The 25,511-nt window shown below is 66.0% G+C and carries 22 protein-coding genes; 6 read left to right on the top strand and 16 right to left on the bottom strand.

Translation table 11 applies throughout. From position 1 onward, the window contains the following. Positions 1-18: 18 nt before the first annotated feature. On the bottom strand, positions 19-3,624 hold the full coding sequence (gene cobN, locus ASH04_RS24020) for a cobaltochelatase subunit CobN (RefSeq protein ID WP_057474728.1): 3,606 nt from the start codon (positions 3,622-3,624) through the stop codon (positions 19-21). A 281-nt stretch (positions 3,625-3,905) separates the two neighbouring features. On the opposite strand from cobN, the gene cobG reads away from it, so the two are divergent. From cobG to ASH04_RS24005, 3 genes are read left to right on the top strand one after another with little or no spacing between them, the layout of a single operon-like run. After that, positions 3,906-5,036, top strand: a complete 1,131-nt coding sequence (gene cobG, locus ASH04_RS24015; RefSeq protein WP_057474727.1) for a precorrin-3B synthase — start codon at positions 3,906-3,908, stop codon at positions 5,034-5,036. A gap of 54 nt (positions 5,037-5,090) precedes the next feature. Beyond that, complete coding sequence (locus ASH04_RS24010; RefSeq protein ID WP_027497104.1) at positions 5,091-5,717, top strand: precorrin-8X methylmutase; 627 nt, start codon at positions 5,091-5,093, stop codon at positions 5,715-5,717. Beyond that, positions 5,714-7,207: a precorrin-2 C(20)-methyltransferase gene (locus ASH04_RS24005; protein ID WP_057474726.1), complete on the top strand. Its 1,494-nt coding sequence runs from the start codon at positions 5,714-5,716 to the stop codon at positions 7,205-7,207. The genes ASH04_RS24010 and ASH04_RS24005 overlap by 4 nt, the downstream gene beginning before the upstream one ends. Here ASH04_RS24005 and ASH04_RS24000 read toward each other — a convergent pair. The 3 genes from ASH04_RS24000 to ASH04_RS23990 are packed head-to-tail and all read right to left on the bottom strand — an operon-like array spanning position 7,190 to position 9,956. After that, positions 7,190-7,936 carry a cobalt-precorrin-6A reductase gene (locus tag ASH04_RS24000; protein WP_057474725.1) on the bottom strand — a complete coding sequence of 249 codons (747 nt, stop codon included), beginning with the start codon at positions 7,934-7,936 and terminating at the stop codon, positions 7,190-7,192. The genes ASH04_RS24005 and ASH04_RS24000 overlap by 18 nt on opposite strands. Next, on the bottom strand, positions 7,933-9,225 hold the full coding sequence (gene cbiE / locus ASH04_RS23995; protein ID WP_235580084.1) for a precorrin-6y C5,15-methyltransferase (decarboxylating) subunit CbiE: 1,293 nt from the start codon (positions 9,223-9,225) through the stop codon (positions 7,933-7,935). The genes ASH04_RS24000 and cbiE overlap by 4 nt, the downstream gene beginning before the upstream one ends. After that, positions 9,198-9,956: an SDR family NAD(P)-dependent oxidoreductase gene (locus ASH04_RS23990; protein ID WP_057474724.1), complete on the bottom strand. Its 759-nt coding sequence runs from the start codon at positions 9,954-9,956 to the stop codon at positions 9,198-9,200. Before ASH04_RS23990 ends, cbiE begins: the two co-directional genes overlap by 28 nt. A gap of 64 nt (positions 9,957-10,020) precedes the next feature. On the opposite strand from ASH04_RS23990, the gene ASH04_RS23985 reads away from it, so the two are divergent. Continuing rightward, a complete protein-coding gene (locus ASH04_RS23985) occupies positions 10,021-10,434 on the top strand; it encodes a TIGR03618 family F420-dependent PPOX class oxidoreductase (RefSeq protein WP_032365855.1) in 414 nt (137 codons plus the stop codon). Here ASH04_RS23985 and ASH04_RS23980 read toward each other — a convergent pair. Further along, positions 10,431-11,018, bottom strand: coding sequence for a nucleotidyltransferase family protein (locus ASH04_RS23980; RefSeq protein ID WP_057474723.1), 588 nt, complete (start codon positions 11,016-11,018; stop codon positions 10,431-10,433). The two genes, ASH04_RS23985 and ASH04_RS23980, sit on opposite strands and share 4 nt — an antisense overlap. Beyond that, entirely contained in the window at positions 11,015-12,145 is a 1,131-nt protein-coding gene (locus ASH04_RS23975; protein ID WP_057474722.1) for a M24 family metallopeptidase, read from the bottom strand. Before ASH04_RS23975 ends, ASH04_RS23980 begins: the two co-directional genes overlap by 4 nt. A gap of 27 nt (positions 12,146-12,172) precedes the next feature. Between ASH04_RS23975 and ASH04_RS23970 the strand changes: the two genes are divergently transcribed. Next, on the top strand, positions 12,173-13,150 hold the full coding sequence (locus ASH04_RS23970; protein ID WP_057474745.1) for a 5'-3' exonuclease: 978 nt from the start codon (positions 12,173-12,175) through the stop codon (positions 13,148-13,150). A gap of 6 nt (positions 13,151-13,156) precedes the next feature. On the opposite strand, the gene ASH04_RS23965 is transcribed toward ASH04_RS23970, so the two are convergent. From ASH04_RS23965 to pafA, 7 genes are all read right to left on the bottom strand, one after another. Beyond that, complete coding sequence (locus ASH04_RS23965) at positions 13,157-14,161, bottom strand: DUF4333 domain-containing protein (RefSeq protein WP_057474721.1); 1,005 nt, start codon at positions 14,159-14,161, stop codon at positions 13,157-13,159. Between the two features lie 122 nt (positions 14,162-14,283). Beyond that, a complete protein-coding gene (locus ASH04_RS23960) occupies positions 14,284-17,058 on the bottom strand; it encodes a DEAD/DEAH box helicase (protein WP_051365148.1) in 2,775 nt (924 codons plus the stop codon). Between the two features lie 27 nt (positions 17,059-17,085). Further along, positions 17,086-18,057 carry a twin-arginine translocase subunit TatC gene (tatC, locus tag ASH04_RS23955; RefSeq protein WP_027497094.1) on the bottom strand — a complete coding sequence of 324 codons (972 nt, stop codon included), beginning with the start codon at positions 18,055-18,057 and terminating at the stop codon, positions 17,086-17,088. 109 nt (positions 18,058-18,166) lie between these two features. Then, positions 18,167-18,433 (bottom strand): Sec-independent protein translocase subunit TatA, encoded by a 267-nt coding sequence (tatA, locus tag ASH04_RS23950; RefSeq protein WP_027497093.1) that lies wholly within the window; start codon positions 18,431-18,433, stop codon positions 18,167-18,169. Between the two features lie 85 nt (positions 18,434-18,518). Beyond that, positions 18,519-19,514, bottom strand: a complete 996-nt coding sequence (locus tag ASH04_RS23945; protein ID WP_027497092.1) for a helix-turn-helix transcriptional regulator — start codon at positions 19,512-19,514, stop codon at positions 18,519-18,521. After that, complete coding sequence (locus tag ASH04_RS23940; protein ID WP_027497091.1) at positions 19,511-20,503, bottom strand: helix-turn-helix transcriptional regulator; 993 nt, start codon at positions 20,501-20,503, stop codon at positions 19,511-19,513. Before ASH04_RS23940 ends, ASH04_RS23945 begins: the two co-directional genes overlap by 4 nt. A 93-nt stretch (positions 20,504-20,596) precedes the next feature. Further along, complete coding sequence (gene pafA, locus ASH04_RS23935; RefSeq protein WP_200937361.1) at positions 20,597-21,955, bottom strand: Pup--protein ligase; 1,359 nt, start codon at positions 21,953-21,955, stop codon at positions 20,597-20,599. Between the two features lie 76 nt (positions 21,956-22,031). On the opposite strand from pafA, the gene ASH04_RS23930 reads away from it, so the two are divergent. Continuing rightward, the gene (locus ASH04_RS23930) at positions 22,032-23,501 is read left to right on the top strand and encodes a bifunctional phosphatase PAP2/diacylglycerol kinase family protein (protein ID WP_057474719.1); all 1,470 of its coding nucleotides are present in this window, start codon (positions 22,032-22,034) and stop codon (positions 23,499-23,501) included. A 37-nt stretch (positions 23,502-23,538) separates the two neighbouring features. On the opposite strand, the gene prcA is transcribed toward ASH04_RS23930, so the two are convergent. The 3 genes from prcA to ASH04_RS23915 are packed head-to-tail and all read right to left on the bottom strand — an operon-like array spanning position 23,539 to position 25,441. Further along, the gene (gene prcA / locus ASH04_RS23925; RefSeq protein WP_057474718.1) at positions 23,539-24,312 is read right to left on the bottom strand and encodes a proteasome subunit alpha; all 774 of its coding nucleotides are present in this window, start codon (positions 24,310-24,312) and stop codon (positions 23,539-23,541) included. Beyond that, complete coding sequence (prcB, locus tag ASH04_RS23920) at positions 24,309-25,250, bottom strand: proteasome subunit beta (RefSeq protein ID WP_027497087.1); 942 nt, start codon at positions 25,248-25,250, stop codon at positions 24,309-24,311. The genes prcA and prcB overlap by 4 nt, the downstream gene beginning before the upstream one ends. Beyond that, entirely contained in the window at positions 25,247-25,441 is a 195-nt protein-coding gene (locus ASH04_RS23915; protein WP_027497086.1) for a ubiquitin-like protein Pup, read from the bottom strand. The genes prcB and ASH04_RS23915 overlap by 4 nt, the downstream gene beginning before the upstream one ends. Positions 25,442-25,511: the final 70 nt, after the last annotated feature.

Below are 25,511 nucleotides of genomic sequence, written 5' to 3'. Positions count from 1 at the left end.
ACCGAGAAGGGTACGTCGCTACTCCCCCTCGAGCTCACCTTCGGTTTCCAGGTACACCTGGCGCAAGCCGTCGAGAACCTGCTTGTCCGGCTCGGCCCACATCTTGCGCTCCGCGGCCTCGAGCAGTCGTTCGGCGATACCGTGCAGTGCCCAGGGATTGGACTGTTGCATGAACTTCTGGTTCTGCTCGTCGAGCACATAGGTCTCGGCCAACTTCTCGTACATCCAGTCCTGCACCACATCGGTGGTGGCGTCGTAACCGAACAGGTAGTCCACGGTCGCCGCCATCTCGAACGCACCCTTGTAGCCGTGCCTGCGCATGGCTTCGAGCCACCGAGGGTTGACGACCCGAGCGCGGAAGACGCGGGCGGTTTCTTCCGAGAGTGTGCGCGTGCGAACCGATTCCGGCCGCGTGCTGTCACCGATGTATGCCTCGGGCGACTTTCCGGTCAGCGCGCGCACCGTCGCGACCATGCCGCCGTGGTACTGGAAGTAGTCGTCGGAATCGGCGATGTCGTGCTCACGTGTATCGGTGTTCTTGGCGGCCACGGCAATACGCTTGTACGCAGTGCGCATGTCGTCCGACGCGGGTACTCCGTCGAGTCCGCGGCCGTAGGCGAAGCCGCCCCAGGTGGTGTACACCTGAGCAAGGTCGTCGTCGCTGCGCCACGTCTTGCTGTCGATCAGCTGAAGCAACCCGGCACCGTACGTTCCTGGCTTCGACCCGAAAATGCGTGTCGTAGAACGTCGTTCGTCACCGTGTTCGGCCAGATCGGCCTGCGCGTGTGCACGTACGTAGTTCTGCTCGGGCTCCTCGTCCAACGCAGCCACCATCCGAACCGCGTCGTCGAGAAGGGCGAGCACGTGCGGAAACGCGTCACGGAAAAATCCACTGATCCGAACCGTCACATCGATGCGGGGGCGGCCGAGCTCGTCGAGGTCGATCACCTCGAGGCGCGTCACCCGGCGCGAGGCCTCGTCCCACACCGGGGAGACTCCGAGCAGAGCGAACACCTCGGCGATGTCGTCGCCCGAGGTCCGCATGGCCGAGGTGCCCCACACCGAGAGACCGACCGACTTCGGCCACTCTCCGTGATCCTGGCGGTAGCGAGCGAGCAGGGATTCTGCCATCGCCTGACCGGTCTCCCACGCCAATTTCGACGGCACTGCCTTCGGGTCGACCGAGTAGAAATTGCGGCCGGTAGGAAGCACGTTGATCAGGCCGCGCAGCGGTGAACCGCTCGGACCCGCCGCGATGAACCCGCCGTCGAGAGCGTGCAACACCTGCTCGATCTCGCGGGAAGTTCCGCGTAGACGCGGTACCACCTCGGCGGCGGCGAACCTCAGAATCTCTGCGACCACGTCACCGTGTTCGCCCGCAACCCGCTCGGCCTCGGCCGGATTCCACTGCGTCGCTTGCATTGCCGCGACCAGTCCGTGCGCGACGGCCTCGATGCTGTCCACGCGCGTGCGTTCCTCGTCGCCGTCCTCGCTGAGCCCGAGAGCTTCGCGTAGACCGGGCACCGTCTGCTCGCCGCCCCACATCTGCCGAGCGCGCAGCATCGCCAGCACCAACTCGACCTCGGCGTCGCCGACGGGCTCCTGGCCCAGGATGTGCAGCCCGTCGCGGATCTGCACGTCCTTGATCTCGCACAGCCATCCGTCGACGTGCAGCAGCATGTCGTCGAACACTTCCTCGTCGGGACGCTCGTCGAGTCCGAGGTCCTTGTGCATCTGTGCCGCGGTCATCAGCGTCCAGATCTGCTGGCGAATGGCCGGCAGCTTGGCCGGATCGAGAGCCGAAATGTTCGCGTGTTCGTCCAGCAGCTGTTCGAGCCGAGAGATGTCTCCGTAGCTCTCCGCTCGCGCCATCGGCGGGATGAGGTGATCGACGAGCGTGGCGTGGGCTCGCCGCTTGGCCTGTGTGCCCTCCCCCGGATCGTTGACCAGGAAGGGGTAGATCAGCGGCAAGTCGCCCAGTGCAGCGTCGGTGCCGCAGGAGGCGGACATGCCGAGGGTCTTGCCGGGGAGCCATTCCAGGTTTCCGTGCTTACCGAGATGAACCATCGCGTCGGCCCCGAAGCCGCCGTCCTCGCGGGCTGCGGAGATCCACCGGTAGGCGGCCAAATAGTGATGACTCGGCGGCAGATCCGGGTCGTGATAGATCGCAACGGGCTTCTCACCGAATCCGCGCGGCGGCTGAACCATGATGACCACATTGCCGAATTGCATTGCTGCGATGACGATCTCACCGTCGGGATCAGCGGAACGATCGACGTAGAGATCACCCGGTGCCGGTCCCCAATGTTCGATCACACCCTCGCGAAGGTCGTCGGGAAGCTGCTCGAACCAGGTTCGGTACCGGGCCGCCGAAATGCGAATGGGATTGCCCTCGAGCTGGGCGTCGGTGAGCCAGTTGGGGTCCTGACCGCCACGGGCGATCAAGGCGTGGATCAGTGCGTCGCCGTCTCGGGCCGCCAGACCGGGCACCGAATCCGGGCCCTCGAGCGGTCCGAGGTCGTAGCCGGCCTCACGCATGTCCGACATCAACGCGATCGCGCTGGCGGGAGTGTCGAGGCCGACGGCATTGCCGATGCGGGCATGTTTGGTGGGATACGCCGAGAACATCAGGGCGATTCGGCGGTCGGCGGCCGGGATGTGTCGGAGCCGCGCATGGCGGACGGCGATGCCGGCAACGCGTGCTGCTCGCTCGTGGTCCGGAACGTAGGTGGTCAGGCCGTCGTCGTCGATCTCCTTGAACGAGAACGGAACCGTGATGAGGCGGCCGTCGAATTCCGGGACAGCGACCTGCGTGGCCACGTCGAGGGGCGAGAGTCCGTCGTCGTTCTCCGACCACGTCGCGCGGGAACTCGTCAGGCACAGACCCTGCAGGATCGGAACGTCGAGGGCGGCGAGCTCGGCGACATCCCAGGCTTCGTCGTCGCCGCCGGCCGAAGCACCGGCGGGTTTGGTGCCGCCTGCAGCCAGCACGGTCACGATCAAGGCATCCGCCGACTTCAGCGTCTCCAGCAAGTCGGCTTCCGCCGTGCGCAGTGACGCACAGTAGATCGGCAGTGCGTTCGCCCCGGCGTTCTCGACTGCGGCGGCGAGGGCACCGATGTAGGTGGTATTTCCGGCGAGATGCTGAGCGCGGTAGTACAGAATCGCCACGGTCGGGCCGTCGGAGTGCTGGGTGGAGTTCCGCTCGAGGTGGCCCCACGTCGGCAGATGTCGAGGTGCGTCGAAACCGTGACCGGTGAGCAGCACTGTGTCGGACAGAAAGTTGTACAGCTGCCGCAGATTGCCCGAGCCGCCCTCGGCCAGATAGTTGTGCGCTTGGGCGGCGACGTTGGCGGGCACCGTGGAGATCTCCATCAGATCCGCATCCGGGGCCTGTTCGCCGCCCAGCACGACCACGGGCAAACCGGTGGCCAGGACGGCCTCGATTCCCGACTCCCACGAGCGACGCGATCCGAGAATGCGGACGATGATCAGCTCGGCCGATTCGGCCATCGACGGGATGTCTTCCGCCAGCAGGCGGGACGGGTTGCCCCACGTGAAATCGGCCCCACTGGCGCGGGCACTGAGCAGATCGGTGTCCGATGTGGACAGCAACAGAAACACGGGTAACGCCCTCCTCGGGGTTTCGCGCCCCTGGATCGGTGAATCGTCCGAGCTCGTCGGTGAGAGGGTCCGACTCCCGCCCCGTCCCGAAGGCACGATCCTCGAGAACAAGTCCCATGAACCATTCCCGACGAGCTGCTCTCGACGAACTACAGGGCGGTCACGGTGGCGCGACCGTACCGGGATTTCACCGGTTTCCTCTCGGCCGGAGCCGTGAACATCGAATGCTACCGGTGCCGGGACGAGATCGGGCCACCCGTCGCACTTGTAGCCTGGTGAACATGAGTTCGCCCAGTAGGTCCGTGCCCGACGGCTGCCCCGGAGCTCTGTCGACGCACCGCGCGGCGGACGGTCCGTTGGCCAGAATCCGGCTCCCGGGCGGCCTCGTGCTGCCGGAGCAGATGCAGGTCCTGGCCGAGGCCGCGGCCGAGCTCGGTGACGGCTCGCTCGAACTCACGTCGAGGGGCAACATCCAGGTTCGTGCGGTCTCGGACCCGGACGAGCTCGCGAACAGGTTGGCCGCGGCCGGGTTGCTGCCGTCTCCGACGCACGAGCGCGTGCGCAACATCCTCGCCTCGCCGCTGTCGGGCCGGGTCGGCGGACTCACCGACGTCCGCGGTCTCGTCGGTGAGCTCGACGCTGCCGTGTGCGCTCGCCCCGAGCTCGCCGGACTGCCCGGCCGGACATTGTTCGCCGTGGACGACGGCCGCGGGGATCTGTGCGGACTCGAACCCGACTTCGGGGTGTACGCCCAGGCCGACGGGTCGTTCGCAGTGCTGTTGGGAGGACGCGACAGCGGTGTACGCGTCGACCGCGAGCACGTGGTCTCGACTCTGCTCGACTGCGCGGATGCCTTCGTCCGGTTGCGAAACAAGGAATGGCGACTGGCGGAACTGGACGGCGGTGCCGAGCGCATCGTCGACGTGCTCGGGTTCCAGGCCGGACCGGTACTGGCCATGCCCGCGCCGGTCGAGGTGCCACCGATCGGCTGGCTCGATCAGGACGATGGCCACGTTGCGCTCGGCGCAGGTCTGGCCAACGGCGTCCTCGGCGCGCGGTTGGCCGAATTCCTCGCGGCCGTCGATCGTCCGCTGATCGTGACGCCGTGGCGATCGCTGATCGTGGGTGATCTGGACGAGGAACCGGCCGAACAGGTCGTTCGAGTTCTCGCACCCATGGGCCTGATCTTCGACGCCGCGTCACCGTGGATCCGAGTCAGTGCCTGCACCGGATCGCCCGGTTGCGAGAAGTCCCTCGCCGACGTCCGAGCCGACCTCGCGGCCGCGGTCGATGCGCGGATGACGCCACGGGACGAGCGGCAGCATTGGTCCGGTTGCGAGCGTCGATGCGGCCGACCCAAAGGCGAGGTGACCGACGTCATCGCGACGGGAATCGGCTACCAGGTGTCCTGAGCACCTGGAGACCGGCTTCCGGCTGAGGGGGCCCTCTCCCCTATCGTGACACGCATGCACGACTACATCCGTGACGGCGCGGAGATCTACCGCCAGTCTTTCGCAACCATCCGTGCCGAAGCGGATCTGTCTCGGTTCACCCCGGACGTCGCCCAGGTCGTCGTGCGCATGATTCACGCTGTCGGTGAGATCGACCTGACCGAGACGATCGGCTTCACGCCCGACGTGGTGGAGTCCGCCCGAACTGCCCTGCGCGCAGGGGCACCCGTGTTGTGCGACGCCAACATGGTTGCCGCCGGTATCACTCGTCGCCGTCTGCCGGCCGACAACGAGGTGCTGTGCACCCTGTCCGATCCTCGGGTGCCGGATTTGGCTCGGAGTATGGGCACCACGAGAACCGCTGCCGCGCTGGAGTTGTGGGGTGACAAGCTGGGCGGTGCCGTCGTCGCGATCGGAAACGCGCCGACCGCCCTGTTCCACCTGATGGAAATGCTCGCGGCCGGAGCTCCGAAGCCCGCAGCCATCGTCGGCGGCCCGGTCGGATTCATCGGCGCGGCGGAGTCGAAGGAAGATCTGATAGCCGCCGACCTCGGCGTGGAATATCTGGTCGTCCGGGGCAGACGCGGTGGCAGCCCCATCACCGTCGCCGCGGTAAATGCCATTGCGAGCGAACAAGAATGAGCTCCAGCGGAAAGTTGTGGGGAGTGGGCGTCGGCCCGGGCGACCCGGAGTTGTTGACCGTCAAGGCCGCTCGCGTGATCGGCGAGGCCGATGTCGTCGCGTTCCACAGTGCTCGGCACGGTCGCAGCATCTCGCGTGCCCTCGCGGCCGGTTACATGCGCGACGGGCAGATCGAAGAACACCTGGTGTATCCGGTGACCACCGAGGCGACGGCTCATCCCGGTGGGTACCAGGGTGCCATCGACGAGTTCTACGAGTCCGCTGCCGCACGGCTCGCCGCTCATCTCGACGCCGGCCGATCGGTTGTGCTTCTGGCCGAGGGCGATCCACTGTTCTACAGCTCGTACATGCACATGCACAAACGCCTGGCACACCGGTTCGAGGTCGAGGTGGTTCCCGGCGTGACCTCGGTGAGTGCTGCATCGGCCGCGCTGGCGACTCCACTGGTGGAGCGCGACGAGGTGTTCACCGTCCTCCCCGGCACCTTGCCGGTGAACGAACTCACTCGCCGACTCCGCGGCACCGACGCCGCGGTCATCATGAAACTCGGTCGAACCTATCCGACCGTGCTCGATGCACTGGAACGATCCGGCAGGCTCGACGAAGCGCGGTACGTCGAGCGGGCCAGTACAGCCGAGCAACGCGTCCTCGATGCCGCCGACGCGGACAACGTGCCGTACTTCTCGATGATCGTCGTGCCGAGTCCGTCGAATCGAACCGAACTTCCCACCAGTACGGGCGAAGTGGTCGTGGTCGGTCTCGGTCCGGGCGACGACGTGTGGACGACGGACGAAGTGCGAGCCGAACTCGCGGCAGCAACCGATCTGGTCGGATACATCACCTACATCGATCGAGTTCCGCAGCGACCCGGCCAGATTCGGCATGCGAGCGACAACAAGGTCGAATCCGAGCGCGCGGCATTCGCCCTCGACCTCGCCAAACAGGGTCGCCGCGTCGCTGTGGTGTCCTCGGGTGATCCGGGTGTGTTCGCGATGGCGACAGCGGTCATCGAGGTTGCAGCCGAACAGCAGTGGAGTTCGGTACCGGTACGCGTGGTCCCGGGAATGACGGCAGCCAATGCTGTTGCCAGCCGCGTCGGCGCGCCGCTCGGACACGACTACGCCGTCATCTCCCTTTCCGATCGACTCAAGCCCTGGGACGTGGTGGCCCGACGGCTCTCGGCAGTGGCCGAAGCCGACATGGCGATCGCGATCTACAACCCGGCGTCGAAGACTCGCACCTGGCAGGTCGCGGCCATGAAAGATGTTCTGCTCGAACATCGTTCACCGGAGACGCCGGTGGTGATCGGGCGCGCGGTAGGCAGTGCGCAGGAATCGGTGCGCACCGTGACCCTCGGGGAACTCGATCCCGAGTCGATCGACATGCGGTGCCTGCTCATCATCGGCTCCTCGATGACGACGGTGGTGGAGACCGGAAGCGGTCCGAAAGTGTTCACGTCGCGGCGCTACCCGTCAGTGAGTGACGCGTAGGCGTTCGATCAACCACCGAGCGGCGGCATCGACCTCGTCGACCGTCGATGCCGAGATGTCGACGGTGGGTCGCGAGATCATCAGAACGGGAATCGAGGCCGATCGCGCCGCGTCGAGCTTGGCGCGGGTCATCGTGCCGCCGCTGTTCTTGGTGACCAGCAGGTCTATTCGGTTGTCGGCGAGCATTGCCGACTCGTGCGCGAGGTCGAACGGCCCGCGGCCGAGCTCGAGGGTGGCGTGAGGGGGAACGGCACCGGTCGGTGGATCTATCGAACGAATCAGGAACCACGCATCGGCGACTCCGGCGAAATGGTGAACGCCTTGCCTGCCGATGGTGAGGAACACCCGACTACCCGGTTCTATCGATGCGGCCGCCTCGGGTAGGGATGCCACGGTGGTCCACTGGTCGTCCGTCGACGCGATCCACGGTGGCCGGGTCAGCACGAGATGAGCGACACCGGTTGTCCGAGCAGCGTAGTCGGCATGCGCGGTGATGGTGGCGGCAAACGGATGCGTCGCGTCGACCAGTGCGTCGACGGCGTTGTCTCGAATCCACTGTGCCAATGCGTCGGCACCGCCGAAACCGCCGATCCTGGTATGGCCCGACACCGGTGCCGGCTCGGCGACGCGCCCGGCCAGCGAGGTGATCAACTCGATCCCGGCCACGCCGGCCACGGCGGCGGCGAGTTGCCTGGATTCGGACGTGCCGCCCAGGAGTAGGACCTTCACTGCTCGTCCGCATCCGCCCCGTCGGGCGCGCCCCAGGGTTTCGTCACGCACCACTGGGTGACCGGCAGTTGTGGTCGCCAGGTGGTGAAGGAGCCCAACGGCTCACCCCGGTAGATCTGGAACCGGCGCAGCCTGCCGCCGTATCGTGCAGCTGCCGAGAGCAGCAGTGAATCCGATTCTGCGGTCACCGAATTGGCGACCAATCGGCCACCGGGACGCACGGCCGCCCAGCACCGCTCGATCATGCCCGGCTCGGTCGCCCCGCCGCCGACGAACACCGCGTCCGGAACGCCTGCACTGCCGGGGACCTCTTCGAAAGCCCCGGGCGCAGTGCCGAGCACGGCCAGCCCGGGCACCCCGAGCCGTTGTGCGTTGGTCGTGATCTGGTGTCGACGATCCCCGGACGACTCGAATGTCACTGCGCGACACGATGGATCGGTGCGCATCCATTCGATGGCGATCGTCCCCGAGCCTCCGCCGACGTCCCACAGGACCTCGCCGGCTCCGGGCGCCAACGCGCACAGCGTCAGTGCGCGCACTTCCTGCTTGGTCATCTGACCGTCTCCGGTGTACTGCGAATCGGGCAGGCCCGGAACGCGAGTGAGTCTGGTGGCGCCGCGATCTCGAACGCATTCGAGCGCGACGACGTTGAGCGGGTCGGCGTCGGCGAACGTCGATTCCGTCGCCGTCCCCCGGGTGACTCGTTCGGCCGGGCCGCCGAGTTGTTCGAGCACACTCACCGTGCTGGCACCGAAACCGTTGTCACGCAGGAGCGCACACACGTCACCCGGTGTCGAGCTGCCTCGGCTCAGTACGAGAAGTCGACGACCGTGGCCCAGTTCCGGGAGGACGGTCTCGACCGGGCTGTTCACCAGCGACACCGTCGTGGTGTGCGCGAGCGACCAGCCCAGACGCGCACAGGCGAGCGAAACCGACGACGGTGCGGGATACACCCTCAGACGTTCGGCGCCGAATTCGCGAGCCAGGCTCACACCGATACCGTGAAACATCGGGTCGCCACTGGCCAGCACACACACGGTGCGGCCGTCACAGGAGTCGATCATCGGCCGCAGGCTCGGCAGCAACGGACTGGGCCACTCACGAGCGTCGGCGCACCTGTCCCCCACGCCGGCAAGCTGCCTCGCCGACCCGAAGACGACATCTGCCTGCTCGACCACGACACGTGCGACAGCAGACAGTCCGTCCCAACCGTCCGCGCCGATTCCCACCACTGCGATGGGGTGAGGGTCGGGCTCCGCCATCAGCGCGGCATCCTGCGCCACAGCCATTGCGGAAGCAGTCGCATCGCGAAGAACACCGGGCGAAGAGTGCCGGGGATCCACACCGTCGACTTCCGGCTGCGCAGCGCAGCCACCACCGCGGCGGCCACCTGATCGGGTGTGCTGGACATCGGTGCCGGGTCCATGCCCTCGGTCATCGAACCGATGACGAACCCTGGGCGCGCGAGCAACAGATGGACGCCGGTGCCGTGCAGGGAATCGCTCAGTCCGCTGGCGAAGCCGTCCAGACCCGCTTTGGCCGAGCCGTAGACGTAGTTGGCCCGCCTCACCCGGACACCCGCGACGGACGAGAAGACCACCAGATCGCCGCTCTTCTGCGCCCGCAGTACCTTCGCGGCGTGGGTGAGGACGGAAGCCTGGGCCAGGAAGTCGGTCGTGATCACCTCCAGCGCATGCCCGGCGTCGTCCTCGGCGCGCGTCTGATCCCCCAGAATCCCGAACGCCAACACCACGATCCCGATGGGCCCGTGCCGTTCCACGACGGAGCGCAGGATTTCCTCGTGGGTGGCCATGGCGTTCGCGTCGAACTCGACCGCATCGACGGTCGTCGCGCCTGCCTGCAGCACACGTGACCGTTGCGTCGCCAGGTCGGAACTGCGCCGAGCGGCCAGTACGACGGTTCGTCCCGGTGCCAGCCGAGTGGCGACCTCGAGACCGATCTCGCTTCGGCCGCCGAGCAACAACAACGTTCCCGAGGCGGGTTCAGATCGTCTGCTCACGCCGAACAGTCTCTCCGATCGAGCCCCGCTCGTGGCAGTCGGGGCACGTCACTACAGTCGAGTCATGGCCGCTACCCCCGCTGACGCGACTGCCCTCACCGACGAGGCGATCGAATTCCTCACCGAACGGCACCTCGCCACGCTGACAACGTTGCGTCCGGACGGCACGCCCCATGTCGTCGCCGTCGGGTTCACCTACGACGCGGACGCGCACGTCGCCCGTGTCATCACCAACAACGTGTCGCAGAAGGCGATCAACGCCGGCCGCGGTGCCTACGCCGCCGTCACCCAGATCGACGGTGCCCGCTGGCTGACGTTGGAGGGTCCGGCCACCGTTCGTGACGACCACGAGTCGGTCGCCGATGCGGAGAACCGCTATGCCCGACGCTATCGAGTGCCGCGGGAGAATCCGACCCGCGTCGTCGTCGAGATAGCGGTGCGGCGGGTACTGGGCAGCCGCTCGCTGCTGCGACGCTAGTCGTCCGTCGGCCAGGGTAGAACGGTCAGGTTCGGCCATTCGGTGGTCCACCGCGCGGCCTTCGCCTCGTAGACGTGCCGCATCGGCAATCGCGGATTCGGCCGGACGATCCCGGCGAACAGGTCGTCGAAGCCGTGTGGGGCATAGACGCGGTCCATACCGTGGGAGTCCACGGCGATCCCGAAACAGCACGTGGTCGACACGAAGTGGTCGATGGCATCCTCGGAGCTTCGGTACGGAGCCAACGTCGCTCCGAAATGCTGCTCGTACCACAGGTGTACACGCGCTTGATTACGCACTTCGACATCGACCCCGAGGTCGGCGAACACGTCGGCCGCGGTCTCGATCACGTCGTTCTCGGCGGCGTACGACAGATCCGTGTCGTCGAAGTAGAAGAAGTCGTAGTCGCGAATTCCGGCCCCGAGATCTCGGTCGGCGAGGTGATTCCACACGGTTTGGAACAGACCGCCCGCCGTCAGGTACCAATTCGAAAGCCCGAGCTGCGGCGCACGCCGAAGTACCTCGGCCACAATCGGATTCGTCCTGACGACGGAGACGAACTCGGCTCGGCGGCCGTCGGTCACACCGGCAGCACGGCGAGACCGTGGGGGCGGAGGTTGACCGATTCGCACCCGTCCGCCGTCACGACGACGATGTCCTCGATCCTGGCACCCCACTGCCCACGGAAATAGATGCCCGGTTCGATGCTGAACGCCATTCCCTCGGTGAGAGTGATGTCGTTGCCCGCCACGATGTACGGCTCCTCGTGCACCGACAGGCCGATACCGTGTCCGGTGCGGTGCAGGAACGCCTCTCCCAGACCTGCTTCGACCAACACCTCGCGTGCGGCTGCGTCGATGGACTCCGCGCTGACTCCCGGCGACACAGCGTCGACTGCTGCCTGCTGAGCTCGCTCCAGTACCGCGTACCGGGTAGCGACCTCGGCCGAAGGCTCGCCGAGACTGTAGGTGCGAGTGGAGTCCGAGTTGTATCCCGGCGCAACGGGTCCACCGATGTCGACGACGACCACGTCGCCGGCCTCGACGACACGATCGGAGACCTCGTGGTGCGGATCGGCACCGTGCGGACCGGAGCCGACGATGATGAATTCCGGTGCGGTATGGCCTTCCTCGACGATCGCCGTCGCGATGTCTGCCGCGATCTGGGCTTCGGTTCGGCCCACTCGGAGCCACTCGCCCATCCGGGCGTGAACCCGGTCGATGGCATGACCGGCTCGACGCAGAGCATCGATCTCGGCGTCGTCCTTGATCATCCGCAGCTGGCGCAGAACGTCTGTCGCCAGTACCGGCACGGTCCCGAAAATCATTGCCAGCGGCACGAAGTGCAGGGCGGGCATTACGTCGGCGACAGCGGTCTTGCTGCCGGCCGGCACGGCCGCAGCCACGAGCGCGTACGGATCGACGCCGTCCACCCAATCGACGAGCGTCAGTGACAGGTCCTCGGCGGCGGAGGCACCCAGCGCGGCGAGTTCGAGCCGCGGCACGACGATGCTGGGAGTGCTGCCGTCGGCCGGCACCACCAACGCGATGAGACGCTCGAACGAGCTGGCCGTGGACCCGATCAGATACTGCAGATCCGGGCCCGGAGTGATCAGCAGGGCGTCCAAGCCTGCGTCCGACGTCAGGCGGGCCGCGCGCGCGAGTCTGGAGGCGTAGACATCGCTGGGAAAACGAGAAGAATCGACACTCATACCTCCAGGCTAGTGCCGTACGGCAAGATGAGCCCCATGACCACCCCCGGAAAGTCGCCGTTGCTGCTCCTCGACGGCGCGAGCCTGTGGTTCAGGGCCTACTACGCTCTGCCCGAGTCGATTACGGCGCCCGACGGCCGTCCCGTCAATGCCGTGCGAGGTTTCCTCGACATGATCTCGGCCCTGATCACGCGAACCGAACCGAGCCGATTGGCTGTATGCCTCGACCTCGACTGGCGTCCACAGTTCCGAGTGGACCTCGTTCCCTCGTACAAGGCTCACCGGGTTGCCGACGCCGCGCCGGATGTGGCCGAGAGCGAAGAGGTTCCCGAGACCCTGACGCCACAGGTGGACATGATCATGGACGTTCTGGCGGCGTTGGGAATTGCCACCGCGGGGGCCGACGGCCTCGAGGCCGACGACGTGCTCGGAACCTTGGCTGCACAGGAACGACGCGATCCCGTCGTCGTGGTCAGCGGCGACCGAGATCTGTTGCAGGTGGCGGCGGACGAACCGAACGAGGTACGGGTGCTGTACGTGGGTCGAGGCTTGGCCAAGGCCGAACTCTTCGGCCCGGTCGAAGTGGCCGAGCGGTACGGCGTCCCGTTGCACCGCGCGGGAGCGGCCTACGCGGAATTGGCGCTTCTGCGCGGTGACGCGTCGGACGGGCTACCGGGTGTCAAGGGTGTCGGCGAGAAGACGGCCTCCACACTCATGCTGCAGTACGAGTCCGTCGCGGCCCTGCGTGCAGCGGCACTAGATCCGGAGTCGGACATGGCCAAGGGAATTCGGGCGAAGCTGGCCAACGCCAGCGACTACCTCGATGCGGCACTGCCGGTGGTGCGGGTCGTCACCGATGCCGACGTCGTTCTGTCGAGGTCGGACGAGATTCCGGCGGAACCGGCAGATCTCGAGGCACTCGACAAGCTCGCGGAGACCCTGGCAATCAGAAACGCCGTGGACCGCCTCGTCTCGGCGATGGCGGCCACGGCGTCGCAGAATTGACCGGGGCTATTTCGGGAGTGAGACCTCGTAGTCGGCGTCGTCGTTGAGGAACGTCAACGTCACCTTCTTGAACGCCCCGTCGACCGTCAGCGTGCAATCGACGCTGGTGCCGGCCTTGACTTCGATGTTCTGCGGGCACGACACCCCCGAGACGTTCGTGGCACCGTAGGACTCGGTCAACACCGTGCGAATACCGTCCTGAGCGGCCGTCGTATCGAGGGTGGTCGTGCGCCCGAACGCGAAGTATAGCACTGCCGCGACCACGGCCACGACGGCGATGACGGAGCCCGCGATGATCAGCGGCTTCTTGGACTGCGCGCCACTGCGACCGGGACCTGGCTGCTGGCCCGGGTACTGCCCGGGGTACTGGCCCGGATACTGCTGTCCGGGATAGTGCTGACCGGGATACTGCTGATTCGGATTCTGCCCGCCCGCGAAGGGAGGCTGCTGACCGTACTGGCCGGCACCGTACTGCCCACTGCCACCGAATTGTTGTGGTGCGTAGGGGTTTTGGTAGGCGGCGTCACCGGCAGGCTGCTGTCCGGTCCCCGGATACGGTGCCCCGTACGGCTGTCCCGCCGGGTATTGCGCGGTCGGGTTCTGTGCGGTGGGGTTCTGTGCGGTGGGATTCTGCGGGTTGTAGCCCTGCGGGTACTGCCCCTGCGGACCCTGAACCTGGGGATTCTGACCCTGCTGCGGGTAGGGCCCGGCCGGATACGCGCCCTGGGGGTATTGCCCCTGGGGATACCCGCCCTGTGGGTAGTGCCCCTGCGGAGTTTGCCCCTGCGGAGACTGGCCGTATGCGCCTCCGGAAGGTTCGCCGTACTGCGTGGTCGGGGTGCCGGTGGGCGGCGCGTACTGTCCCCACGCCGACGGAGTCGGAGTCTGCGATTCGGATGTCGCCGCAGCTTCGCCGGTGGAAGCTTCCTGCCCGTCCTTTGCGGCACCGTCCTGGTCCGGCGTTCGTGACCAACTGTTGTCGGGGTCGGTCGGACCGTATGGGCCGCTCATCTCGCCTCCACTGAAATCTCGAATCCGTCGGGGGTACAGTATCCCGCTTGTCGCTGCGTCCGCTGTACCGACCCGGCAGTCCGGTTTCGGCCCGTCACGCAGCGCCCGTCACGCAGCATCTGTCACGCGGCATCGACGGCCACCACTCCTTGTCGCAGCGCAGCGACGGCACGGGCGGCGGTTCGCGACAGCTCGGGTTCGGGAGCGGCGAGCCGGACCTGGTCGAGCAGGTCGATGACCTGCCGACACCAACGGACGAAGTCGCCACCGGACAGCGCCTTGCCGTTGTCGCCTGCCGCGACCAGTGCGTCGACGAGCGAATGGTCGGAAGCCCACTTGTAGATCGCTTTGACGAAGCCCATGTCCGGCTCTCTGGTCGGTGGCAGTTTGTGCCGAACCTCGTCGGCCCGCAGCTCGTGCCACACCCGCACGGTCTCCGTCAACGCGTGCCTGATGGGTCCGGTCGGGCCGTGTGGGGTGATGTCTCCCTCGGAGCGGGACTCGTAGACCACGGCCGAGACCACTGCGGCCAACTCTGCGGCCGACAAGCCCTGCCACAGTCCGCCGCGGAGGCATTCCGCGACCAGAAGATCGGATTCGGAATAGATCCGGCTCAATCGCGCACCGTCGTCGGTCACCTTGGGATCCTTGCCCGGGGTCACGTAACCGCGGTCCGCCAGCAAAGCCAGAATGCGGTCGAACGTTCGGGCCAACGAGTTCGTCGTGGCCGACACCTTCTGCCGCATCGACTCGGTCTCCCGGGCCAGCCGGTTGTAGCGTTCGCCGGTTCGAGAGAGTTCCTCGCGATCCGGCCGGCTGTGCACCGGATGCGAGCGGATGGCCCGCCGCAGGGTTGCCAACTCCTTGTCGTCGGCGGCGGTCGACTTTCGTCCCACTCGATCGGAGGGCTGGGATATGCCGCGGGTGACCAATGCCGCCGCCAGATCCCGACGGGTCTTGGCGGTGCGGTGATCGACGAACCGTGGCAATCGCATGGAGCCGAGAGGCGTTGCCGGCGTTGGGAAATCGGCAGCGGACAGACGGCCGGCCCATTTGTCCTCGGTCAGCACGAGCGGCCGCGGATCGCCGCGATCGTCGTCCGGTTCGAGTACCACTGCCAGTCCGCTGCGCCGTCCGGACGGCACCGAGATCACGTCGCCGCGGCGCAACGCACGCAACGAGTCGACGGCTTTGTCCCGCCGATCGGACCTGTTCTGACGCTCGAGGGTCTTCTCTCGATCCTTCAGACGCTCGCGCAGTCGCGCGTACTCGAAGTACTCCCCGTCGGGGCCACCGAGCGTTGCGCCGAGCGCCTCCAACGTCTTCATGTTCTTCTCGATACCGCGGACCATGCCGACGACGGACCGGTCGGCCTGGAACTGAGCGAAGGACCGCTCGAGCAACTGCCGTGAATCCGCTGCCCCGAACTGTTCGATCAGATTGATCGACATGTTGTAGGCGGGCGCGAAAGAGCTCCGGAGGGGAAACGTTCGCGTCGACGCGAGTCCGGCCACCTCGGTCGGTTCGGTACCGGGCTGCCACAGCACAACCGCGTGACCCTCGACGTCGATGCCGCGTCGCCCGGCCCGGCCGGTCAGCTGGGTGTACTCCCCCGGTGTCAGCTCCGCGTGCGTCTCACCGTTGAACTTGACCAGCTTTTCGAGCACCACGGTTCGGGCAGGCATATTGATTCCGAGAGCCAGAGTTTCGGTGGCGAACACCGCTCTGACCAATCCCTTGACGAACAGCTCCTCGACGGTGTGGCGGAAGACCGGCAGCATTCCGGCGTGGTGCGCGGCGAACCCGCGTTCGAGCGCATCTCGCCATTCCCAGAAGCCGAGCACTTCCAGATCCTCGCGCGGGAGTTCGGAGGTGTGCTTCTCGACGATGTACCTGATCTCCTCGGCCTGCTCAGGCGTCGTCAGAACCAGCCGCGAACGCATGCACTGAGTCAGGGCCCCGTCACAGCCTGCACGACTGAAGATGAACGTGATGGCCGGGAGCAGACCTTCCTCGTCCAGCTTGGCGATCACGTCGGGACGAGCCAGCGGACGGTTGGCACCTCCGCCTCCCTGGTGGCCGCCGCGTCCGCCGCCCCCGCTTCGACCTCCGCGTCCTCGACTGTGCGGTGCGTGCCACCGATCCATGGAGTCCAGCGACTGACGCTGCTTGACGTGCCGCACCAGGTCTCGGTCCACGACGACCTTCTGGTGGCCGTCCGGTGACTGTGCTCGGGTGTCGAAGAGATCGAACAACCGACGGCCCACCATGATGTGCTGCGAGAGCGGAACGGGACGGTTCTCGTCCACGACGACCGAGGTGTCGCCGCGAACGGTACTCATCCACGCGCCGAACTCCTCGGCGTTGCTGACCGTTGCGGACAGGCTCACCAGACGCACGTCGTCGGACAGGTGCAGGATTACTTCTTCCCACACCGCACCTCGGAACCGATCCGCCAGGTAGTGCACCTCGTCCATCACCACGTGCGAGAGCCCGCGCAGTGCGTCGGAGGATGCGTAGAGCATGTTGCGGAGCACCTCGGTCGTCATGATGACGATGGGTGCATCCGGATTGATGGACGAATCACCGGTCAACAGACCGACCGTCTCGCGTCCGTATCGCGCAGTCAACTCGGCGAACTTCTGGTTGCTGAGCGCCTTGATGGGGGTGGTGTAGAAGCATTTGCGACCGGCAGCGAGGGCCAGGTGCACCGCGAACTCGCCGATCACCGTCTTGCCCGCGCCGGTCGGGGCGCAGACCAACACCCCGTGACCGTTCTCCAATGCAGTGCACGCATCCACTTGGAAGCGGTCCAACGGAAAACTCAACTCCGCGGAAAACCGTTGCAGTTCCGTGGGTTCTGGCCTGGACCGGGTGTCGACAACAGCCTCGCTCATGGTCGCTCCCCGTCGCTGGGACTCACATCAGATCGTGTCGTCGTACTGTGCCTGTGTTCGGGTCGCAGTGCCGATACCGCCCACCGGCGGTGTCGGTGCGACAGCGTGTGGGGCCTGGATAGAACTTGCGCCTTCGATGCGTGTTGCTTCGTCATCTGACACATCACCCCATTCGTCTCTTCTCTTGCGCAACTTACGCTTGTCGTGAATCCGCGCAATCTGCACTGCCATCTCGAAGAGCACCGTCAGAGCCAACGCCAAGGCCAGCATCGAGAAGGGATCCTGTCCGGGCGTTGCGATCGCCGCGAACACGAACAGTCCGAAGATCAACCCGCGACGCCACGCCTTCAGGCGTTCGTAGGTGAGAACACCGACGAAGTTCAACCCGACGACCAGCAGCGGTATTTCGAAGCTGACACCGAAGATGATCAGAAGATTGATCAGAAAACCGAAGTACTGATCGCCGCTCAGTGCCGTGATCTGGACGTTGTCACCGATCGACAGCAGAAAGTGCAAGCCCTTGGCGACGACGAAGTACGCCAGAATCGCTCCGGTCACGAACAGCGCAGCGGCACCGGTGACGAAGGAGACTGCGTAACGGCGTTCGTTGGCGTACAGGCCGGGAGTGATGAACGCCCAGATCTGGTACAGCCAGATGGGGCAGGCGAGCACGACGCCTGCGGTGAACGCCACCTTGAACCGCAGCAGGAACTGGTCGAACGGGCCGGTGGCGAGCAGGCGGCACTGATCGTCGTTGCTCAGATCCGCACGCAGGCTCGGGTCCAGGGTGCAGTACGGGCCTCGGAGCAGATCGCCGAGGCTTTCGACGCCGAAGATCGTGTGTGAGTACCAGAAGAATCCGAATGCAGTGGTCACCGCGATGGCCAGCAGCGACCAGAGCAGCCGGGTTCGCAGCTCGTACAGGTGATCGACCAACGACATCGTGCCGTCGGGATTGACTCGACGCTTACTGCGCCGTGGATCGAACGGAATGCGCATGGTGTTCTACGGTCAGCCTTCTTCGGTCGGCAGGCGGCACGAGGCCGTCACCGACAGCAGTGAACCTTCGGTGCCGACGCGGCACCGAAGGTGTGCTGAGCGGCGTCGCTCAGGCAGACTTCGCGTCGTGCTGGGGTGTGGTCTCGGTCTGCGCCACGGGTGCCGGCGATGGCAGCTGAGCGGGTGCGGCCGGCTGCTGTGCAGTCGCGGTATCGGTGTCGGATTTGCCGTCGTTCTGCATCTCCTTGACCTCGCTCTTGAAGATGCGCAACGAGCGTCCGAGTCCACGCGCAGCCTCGGGCAGCTTCTTGGAACCGAACAGAATGATGACGACCACCGCAACGATGGCCCAGTGCCAGGGACTGGTGAATCCCATGTGAACCTCCTGAGATCAGATGAATCGAGCGTACCCGACGGCGGGCGGTGCGCTCGGCAACGGAGCGCACCGCTTCACCTCACGTTCATGTTGCGAGGCCGCCATCGGTGTCGGTGGCGTCGAGCTCCGCGTAGGCATTCAGGGCGGACCGCGCACGATCGCGGACGGAATTCACCAAGGATTCAGGTCCCAGTACGGTGACGCCACCGCCGAACCCGAGGGTCAGCCGGGTCATCCACTGCAGCGTCGCGAAACGCATGGTCACCTCGATGGACCCGTCCGAATCGGCGGCTACCTGCGTCATCGGGTAGTAGTCCAGGATCCAGGTGAACGCAGGTGAGACGCGTAACCGCGCTTGGGACAGAGAGGGGTCGTCGTTGAATATTTCGAACGCGTCCTCGTCCTGCACCGACTCCGGCGGAGACGACGGTTCGTCGAGTTCGGTGGCCGAATCGATGCGATCGAATCTGAACAGCCGAACGCCCTCGGCGCCGCGACACCATGCCTGCAGATAGCTGTTGTCGTCGACCACCACGGTCCTGATCGGATCGACGATGCGCTCGGTGAGCACGTCTCGCGACGCCGAATAGTAGGTGAGTTCGAGTGCGTGCCGGGCTCGGAGCGCAGACCGTACGGTGCTCGACACCGGACCCTCCTCCGCGTCGGCCGTGTCGTGGTCGGACGAGAGCGGCACATTCGCCGCCGCCGACCCGGCCGCGGTCTCGATCTTCGCGATCGCTCGCTGAGCGGCCGACGGATCGACCATCCCCGGCATCGAGGTCAACGACCGAAGTGCGACCAACAGTGCGGTGGCCTCGGTGGACGTCAACCGCAGCGGCCGGTCGATCCCGGCGGAGAAGGTGACGTCGATGCTCTCCTCGGAGAACGACAGATCGATGAGGTCACCCGGTCCGTACCCGGGCAGACCGCACATCCAGAGCTGATTGAGATCGGCCATCAGCGTCGCGGTGGTCACGCCCAGTTCCCGAGCGGCCTCCTCGGCGCTCAACCCCGGATTGGCCATGAAGAAGGGCACCATGTTGAGCAGGCGGGCCAACCGCACCGACAGACGCGCGCTCATCGTTCGTTCTCCAGTTCGGCTGCAGTCTGCAATGTGGAGATGACATCGGCCCGCAGCTCTGCCGGGGCCAACACCATCGCGTCGGGACCGTGACCGGCGATGAGCCGCGAAATCCAATCCCAGGACCGTACCGGAACCTCGACGACCGTTCCGGTGCGCGACCCCACCGTCTGCTCCCCCACCACGGTGCCCATCCTCCGCAGCTCCGTCGCCCGACCGTCCTGGAGCCACACTCGCGCGGTACCCGACACCGAGGACGTGCCTGCGACGCGGCGGACGATGTCCTGAAGATCGATACCGTCTGGCTTGCGGACACTCTGAGGTGATCCGAAGGCTTTGACGTCGTCGCCGATCCGGGACAGTCGGAAGGTTCGGGTGTCGTCTCGGTCCACGTCGTGTCCCACGAGATACCACCGTCCCCGGAACGTCACAACGCCCCACGGCTGGACGGTTCGGGTGACGAACGGCTCGGTCAACGAGGGTCGATGCTCGAACCGCACCGACTTCCCCTCGTCGATCGCCGCGAGCAGGGCGCCCAGTGCGGGCTCGGACCCGCGGGTTCGGGCCGGAACGGCCGTGACGGCAGCCGCCGACTCGTTCTGGTCGACCTGAATACCTGCGGCGCGCAGTTTCAGCAGCGCACTCTGGGCCGCGGAGGTCAGTTCCGGTGATTCCCACAGTTTGACGGCCACCGCGACCGCAGCCGATTCCTCGCTGGTGAGATCGATGTCCGGCAGCTCGTAGGCATCTCGGTTGATGCGATAGCCCTCGACACCACCGAACCGCGTGGCGATGCCGGTCTCGAGGGGCACCCCGAGATCGCGCAGTTCGTTCTTGTCACGCTCGAACATCCTGCTGAACGCTTCGAGGCTCGTCGAGTCGTCGTACCCGGCAACGCTCTCGCGGATCCACTCCGCGGTCAGGAACTGACGCGTCGACAACAGACAGATGACCAGGTTCATCAGGCGTTCGACTTTGGTGGTGGCCACGACAGTCGAGCCTAGTTGTTCACCGCCCGCCGGAGCTGTAGCGACCCGAGTTGCCTGGATCGCTACCCGACCTCCAGCCGAGTCGCGTTCGCACTACATCGATGCGATGAGTCGCTCGACGCGCTCGTCGACCGAACGGAACGGGTCCTTGCACAACACCGTTCGCTGCGCCTGATCGTTGAGTTTCAGGTGTACCCAGTCGACGGTGAAGTCGCGTCCGGCTTCCTGGGCGGCGGTGATGAACTCACCTCGCAGCTTCGCGCGTGTCGTCTGCGGCGGCAAATTCACCGCTTCGTCGATCTGCTCGTCCTCGGTGACTCGCTTGACCAGACCCTTGCGCTGCAGCACGTCGAACACTCCCCGTCCACGCTTGATGTCGTGGTACGCAAGATCGAGCTGAGCGATCTTGGGATCGGAAAGTTCCATCGAGTAGCGGTCCTGATATCGCTCGAACAGCTTGCGTTTGATGACCCAGTCGATTTCGGTGTCGACCTTGGCGAAGTCCTGCGACTCGATGGCATCGAGTGTGCGTCCCCACAGGTCCACCACCTGGGTCACCTGAGCATTCGGCTCCCGCGTCTGGAGATGCTCGACGGCCCTGGCGTAGTACTCACGCTGGATTTCGAGTGCGCTGGCCTGACGACCGCCGGCGAGGCGGACCGGCCTACGGCCGGTCAGATCGTGGCTGACCTCGCGAATGGCCCGAATCGGATTGTCCAGCGCGAAGTCTCGGAACGAGACGCCTGCCTCGATCATCTCGAGTACGAGTGCGGCCGTCCCCACCTTGAGCATGGTCGAAGTCTCGGCCATGTTGGAATCGCCGACGATGACGTGGAGCCGGCGATACTTCTCGGCATCGGCGTGCGGTTCGTCGCGGGTGTTGATGATCGGCCGCGAGCGAGTGGTGGCCGACGACACGCCTTCCCAGATGTGCTCGGCGCGCTGCGAGAGGCAGAACGTCGCGGCCTTGGGTGTCTGCAGCACCTTGCCTGCGCCACAGATCAATTGGCGGGTGACCAGGAACGGCAGGAGCACATCCGAGATGCGCGAGAATTCGCCCGCTCGCTGGACGAGGAAATTCTCGTGGCAACCGTAGGAATTACCCGCCGAATCGGTGTTGTTCTTGAACAGGTAGATATCTCCGCCGATGCCCTCCTCGGCGAGACGCTGTTCGGCGTCGATCAGCAGATCCTCGAGTACCCGCTCGCCCGCGCGGTCATGGGTGACCAACTGCAGCAGGCTGTCGCACTCGGCAGTGGCGTACTCGGGATGCGAACCGACATCGAGATAGAGGCGAGCGCCGTTGCGGAGGAACACATTCGAGCTGCGGCCCCACGACACCACGCGACGGAAGAGGTAGCGGGCCACCTCGTCCGGACTCAGCCGTCGATGTCCGTGAAAGGTACATGTGACACCGAACTCGGTCTCGATGCCCATAATTCGTCGCTGCACACTTCGACACTACAACGCAACCCACCGATGGATGTGTCGGAGCGCCTCGATGGCGCACATGCCTAGGCTGGGCCCCATGACTTCCACGCCTACGTCTGTTGCTGCCTCGGTTCACGCGTGGGACCTGTCCCTCGTTGCGCGAAGCGCAGCACTGCGCTCGAGCAGGGCCGACGCGGGTCTTCGCGCGCTGAGCACGGCCGCCGATCACAGTCGCCTGTGGCTCGGCACCGCCGCACTTCTCGGCGCGGCCGGTGGCTCGGCCCGACGCGGCGGCGTGCGGGGGCTGATCGCCGTGGCGGGTGCGAGCGCCGTGGCGAACGGTCTGCTCAAGCCGGTGTTCCCGAGGTCGAGGCCGGATACCGAGCTGGTTCCCGTACTGCGCCGGGTGCTCGCCCCGCCGGTGTCCTCGTCGTTTCCCTCCGGTCACTCGGCGTCCGCGGCCGCCTTCGTCACCGCGGTCGCCATCGAATCACCGAAGGCAGGATTGCTGCTGGCTCCGGTCGCCGCCGCAGTCTGCTATTCCCGGGTTCACGTCGGAGTCCACTGGCCCACCGATGTCGTCGCCGGAGCTGCACTCGGCTCGGCGATCGCGTTGTCGACCCGCCGCTGGTGGGCCGTACGGTCGGCGAAGCCCGCCGCTCTCGGCTCGCCGGTCGAGGTCGAGGCACTGCCGGGCGGACGGGGACTGTTGGTGCTCGTCAATCCCGCATCCGGTGACGGTTCGGAGGCGGTACCGGACGCCATCCGCCGCGAGCTCCCCGACGCCGACCTGTTCGTACCCGATCCCGAGAAGGACTTCAACGAGCAACTCGAAGAGAGAATTCGGGACACGACGCCGCGTGCTCTCGGAGTGTGCGGAGGCGACGGCACGGTCGTCAGCGTCGCCGCCTCGGCCGCCCGTAACGGCCTGCCACTCGCCGCGTTTCCGGGTGGCACTCTCAACCACTTCGCACGCGACACCGGTCTGACCGCAGTCGAGGACACCGCCGCCGCCGTCGAGGCGGGCACCGCCGAACTGGTCGACATCGCCGAGGTGGACGTCGACGGCCGCAGTGTGTCGTTCGTCAACACCGCGACGTTCGGGGGTTACCCCGACTCGGTGCGGTTACGGCAGAAGCTGCAGAAGCGAATCGGTAAGTGGCCGGCCGCTGCGGTTGCGATGACACGAGTGCTCGCGGCTGCAGAGCCACTGAACATTCGACTCGACGGGGTGCCGCACTCGGTGTGGATGCTCTTCGTCGGCAACGGTACCTACGATCCGATCGATCAAGTTCCCATGTCGCGCAGCAGCATTCATACCGGCACCCTCGATGTTCGCTTTCTCCCGTCGGAGCCCAAGGCATCGAGAACACGACTGCTGTGGGCGACGATCACCGGAACGCTCGGCGCGTCGCCTGCCTACGTGCGCAGTGTGGCGAAACGACTGACCGTCGAGGTGGACGGTGCCCCGGTTGCCCTCGCGGCCGACGGCGAGGTCGTCGGAGACGGCACGACATTCCAGTTCAGCAGCGACAAGAACGGCCTCGTGCTCTACCGGAAGCGATAGAGCACGAGGCCGTCGACCTCGATCCGAAGTGTGGGGACTACTGCGGAGGTTCCGGCTCCGAGGAGCCGTCGCCGGTCGCGGACGGTGCCGATGCGGGCAACATGTCCGCCAGAGCAGCTCCGGCGATACGCCGGAACGCTCGACGCGGTCGCCCCTGATCCAGGACGGCTACCTCCAGGGCCGACACCTCGAGAACCTTCTTCTCGGGCTCGGCACCGGCAGTCGCAGGCGACGTCGGACCGGCGGTGAGCGCGTCGACGGCGATACGAACTGCGTCCGCCAACCCGAGGCCGGACCGGTACGTATCCTTCAGCGCGGCCACGATGGGCTCGGTGGTGCCGCCCATGACGACGAAATCCTGTTCGTCGACGATGGAGCCGTCGTACGTGATGCGGTAGAGCTGCGTGGCCATCGGCTCGTCCTGATGGGACACCTCGGCGACGCAGATCTCGACCTCGTACGGCTTGAGCTGCTCGGTGAAGATGGTGCCCAGTGCCTGGGCGTAGGTCTTCGCCAACGACCGGCCGGTGACATCGCGTCGATCGTAGGTGTATCCCTTGATGTCTGCGTGCTGGATGCCGGCCTTGCGTAGGTTCTCGAACTCGTTGTACTTGCCGACGGCAGCGAAACCGATGCGGTCGTAGAGCTCACTGACCTTGTGCAGAGCGGTCGAGCGATTCTCGGCGACGAACAGGACCCCGTCGGCATACGCCAGCACGATGACGCTGCGGCCGCGGCCGATTCCCTTGCGCGCCAATTCCGAACGATCGCGCATGATCTGTTCGGCAGATGCGTAATACGGCATCGTCATAGCGCGCTACCCCCTTCGCTGACTTCCTGGCCTGCTCGGGTGTGGTGGTCCGTGCCGCCGGTGTGTGCTGCGCTCTCGGTTCGTTCTGCCAGAACCGATCTGGCCGCAGCCGATATGCGATCGTGCGCGACGTCGTCCGCACCGACGCTCGTGATGGCAACCGCCGTCGGGTAGATGCCGCGGGTGACATCGGGACCACCGGTGGCCGAGTCGTCGTCGGCGGCGTCGTACAGCGACTCGACTGCAGCCCGAAGCGCCTCGTCCTCGGACATTCCGGGGCGATACAACTTCTTGAGCGCGGATTTGGCGAACAACGAGCCCGAACCCACCGCGTGATAGCCCGACCGCTCCTCGTAACGCCCGCCGACCACGTCGTACGACACGATGCGTCCGGCTCTGTCGGGATCGGAGATGTCGATGTCGAATCCGACCAGCAACGGCACCGCAGCCAGTCCCTGCATCGCCGCACCCAGATTGCTCCGAACCATCGACGACAACTTGTTGGCCTTGCCGTTGAAGGTGAGCGGCACGCCCTCGATCTTCTCGTAGTGCTCGAGTTCGACAGCGAACAGACGAACCAATTCGATTGCGATACCCGCAGTTCCGGCAATGCCCGCAGCGGAGTACTCGTCGGTGACGTAGACCTTCTGCATGTCCCGGTTGGCGATCAGATTGCCCTGAGTGGCGCGCCGATCACCGGCGATCAGCACCCCGCCCGCGTAGGTGAGGGCGACGATCGTCGTCCCGTGCGGAGCGATGCCGGACTTGTCGGTGGTGCCGTTGGCGGCGTGGGACGCCAGGTCCGCGGCGAGGCCGCTCTCCGGCAGCAGGTGCGGGGCGTGCTGCCGGAGGTAGTCGGAGAAGGACGAGCTACTGGACCCCAGCGGAATCGCCGGTCCGTCGCCTGCCGACCGTGGGTCCGAACGATCCACCGTCACTGGCCGCCCTTCTGAACGTAGGCGCGGACGAAGTCCTCGGCATTCTCCTCGAGAACGTCGTCGATCTCGTCGAGAAGATCGTCGGTCTCCTCGGCCAACTTCTCGCGCCGTTCCTGGCCACCGGCCCCCGTGTCGCCTGGGACCTCGTCGTCGCCGCCGCCGCCCGAGCGCCGTGTCTGCTCCTGAGCCATAGTCGCCGACCTCCTCTGTGTATCGAGAAAACAGATCTACTGCACGGTCGCCGGGTCATCCGAGGCGCAC

The organism is Rhodococcus sp. Leaf233, assembly GCF_001426165.1.
In the GTDB taxonomy this organism is placed as follows: Bacteria; Actinomycetota; Actinomycetes; order Mycobacteriales; family Mycobacteriaceae; genus Rhodococcoides; species Rhodococcoides fascians.
Note: the sequence above shows the minus strand (reverse complement) of the source record. Positions and strands in the feature narration are given on the sequence as shown.

Coding starts and splice junctions, on each gene's coding strand:
- cobG (WP_057474727.1), top strand. CDS start 3,906: ATGAGTTCGCCCAGTAGGTCCGTGCCCGACGGCTGCCCCGGAGCTCTG.
- ASH04_RS24010 (WP_027497104.1), top strand. CDS start 5,091: ATGCACGACTACATCCGTGACGGCGCGGAGATCTACCGCCAGTCTTTC.
- ASH04_RS24005 (WP_057474726.1), top strand. CDS start 5,714: ATGAGCTCCAGCGGAAAGTTGTGGGGAGTGGGCGTCGGCCCGGGCGAC.
- cbiE (WP_235580084.1), bottom strand. CDS start 9,225: ATGGCTGTGGCGCAGGATGCCGCGCTGATGGCGGAGCCCGACCCTCAC.
- ASH04_RS23985 (WP_032365855.1), top strand. CDS start 10,021: ATGGCCGCTACCCCCGCTGACGCGACTGCCCTCACCGACGAGGCGATC.
- ASH04_RS23975 (WP_057474722.1), bottom strand. CDS start 12,145: ATGAGTGTCGATTCTTCTCGTTTTCCCAGCGATGTCTACGCCTCCAGA.
- ASH04_RS23970 (WP_057474745.1), top strand. CDS start 12,173: ATGAGCCCCATGACCACCCCCGGAAAGTCGCCGTTGCTGCTCCTCGAC.
- ASH04_RS23965 (WP_057474721.1), bottom strand. CDS start 14,161: ATGAGCGGCCCATACGGTCCGACCGACCCCGACAACAGTTGGTCACGA.
- ASH04_RS23960 (WP_051365148.1), bottom strand. CDS start 17,058: ATGAGCGAGGCTGTTGTCGACACCCGGTCCAGGCCAGAACCCACGGAA.
- tatC (WP_027497094.1), bottom strand. CDS start 18,057: ATGCGCATTCCGTTCGATCCACGGCGCAGTAAGCGTCGAGTCAATCCC.
- tatA (WP_027497093.1), bottom strand. CDS start 18,433: ATGGGATTCACCAGTCCCTGGCACTGGGCCATCGTTGCGGTGGTCGTC.
- ASH04_RS23945 (WP_027497092.1), bottom strand. CDS start 19,514: ATGAGCGCGCGTCTGTCGGTGCGGTTGGCCCGCCTGCTCAACATGGTG.
- ASH04_RS23930 (WP_057474719.1), top strand. CDS start 22,032: ATGACTTCCACGCCTACGTCTGTTGCTGCCTCGGTTCACGCGTGGGAC.
- prcA (WP_057474718.1), bottom strand. CDS start 24,312: ATGACGATGCCGTATTACGCATCTGCCGAACAGATCATGCGCGATCGT.
- ASH04_RS23915 (WP_027497086.1), bottom strand. CDS start 25,441: ATGGCTCAGGAGCAGACACGGCGCTCGGGCGGCGGCGGCGACGACGAG.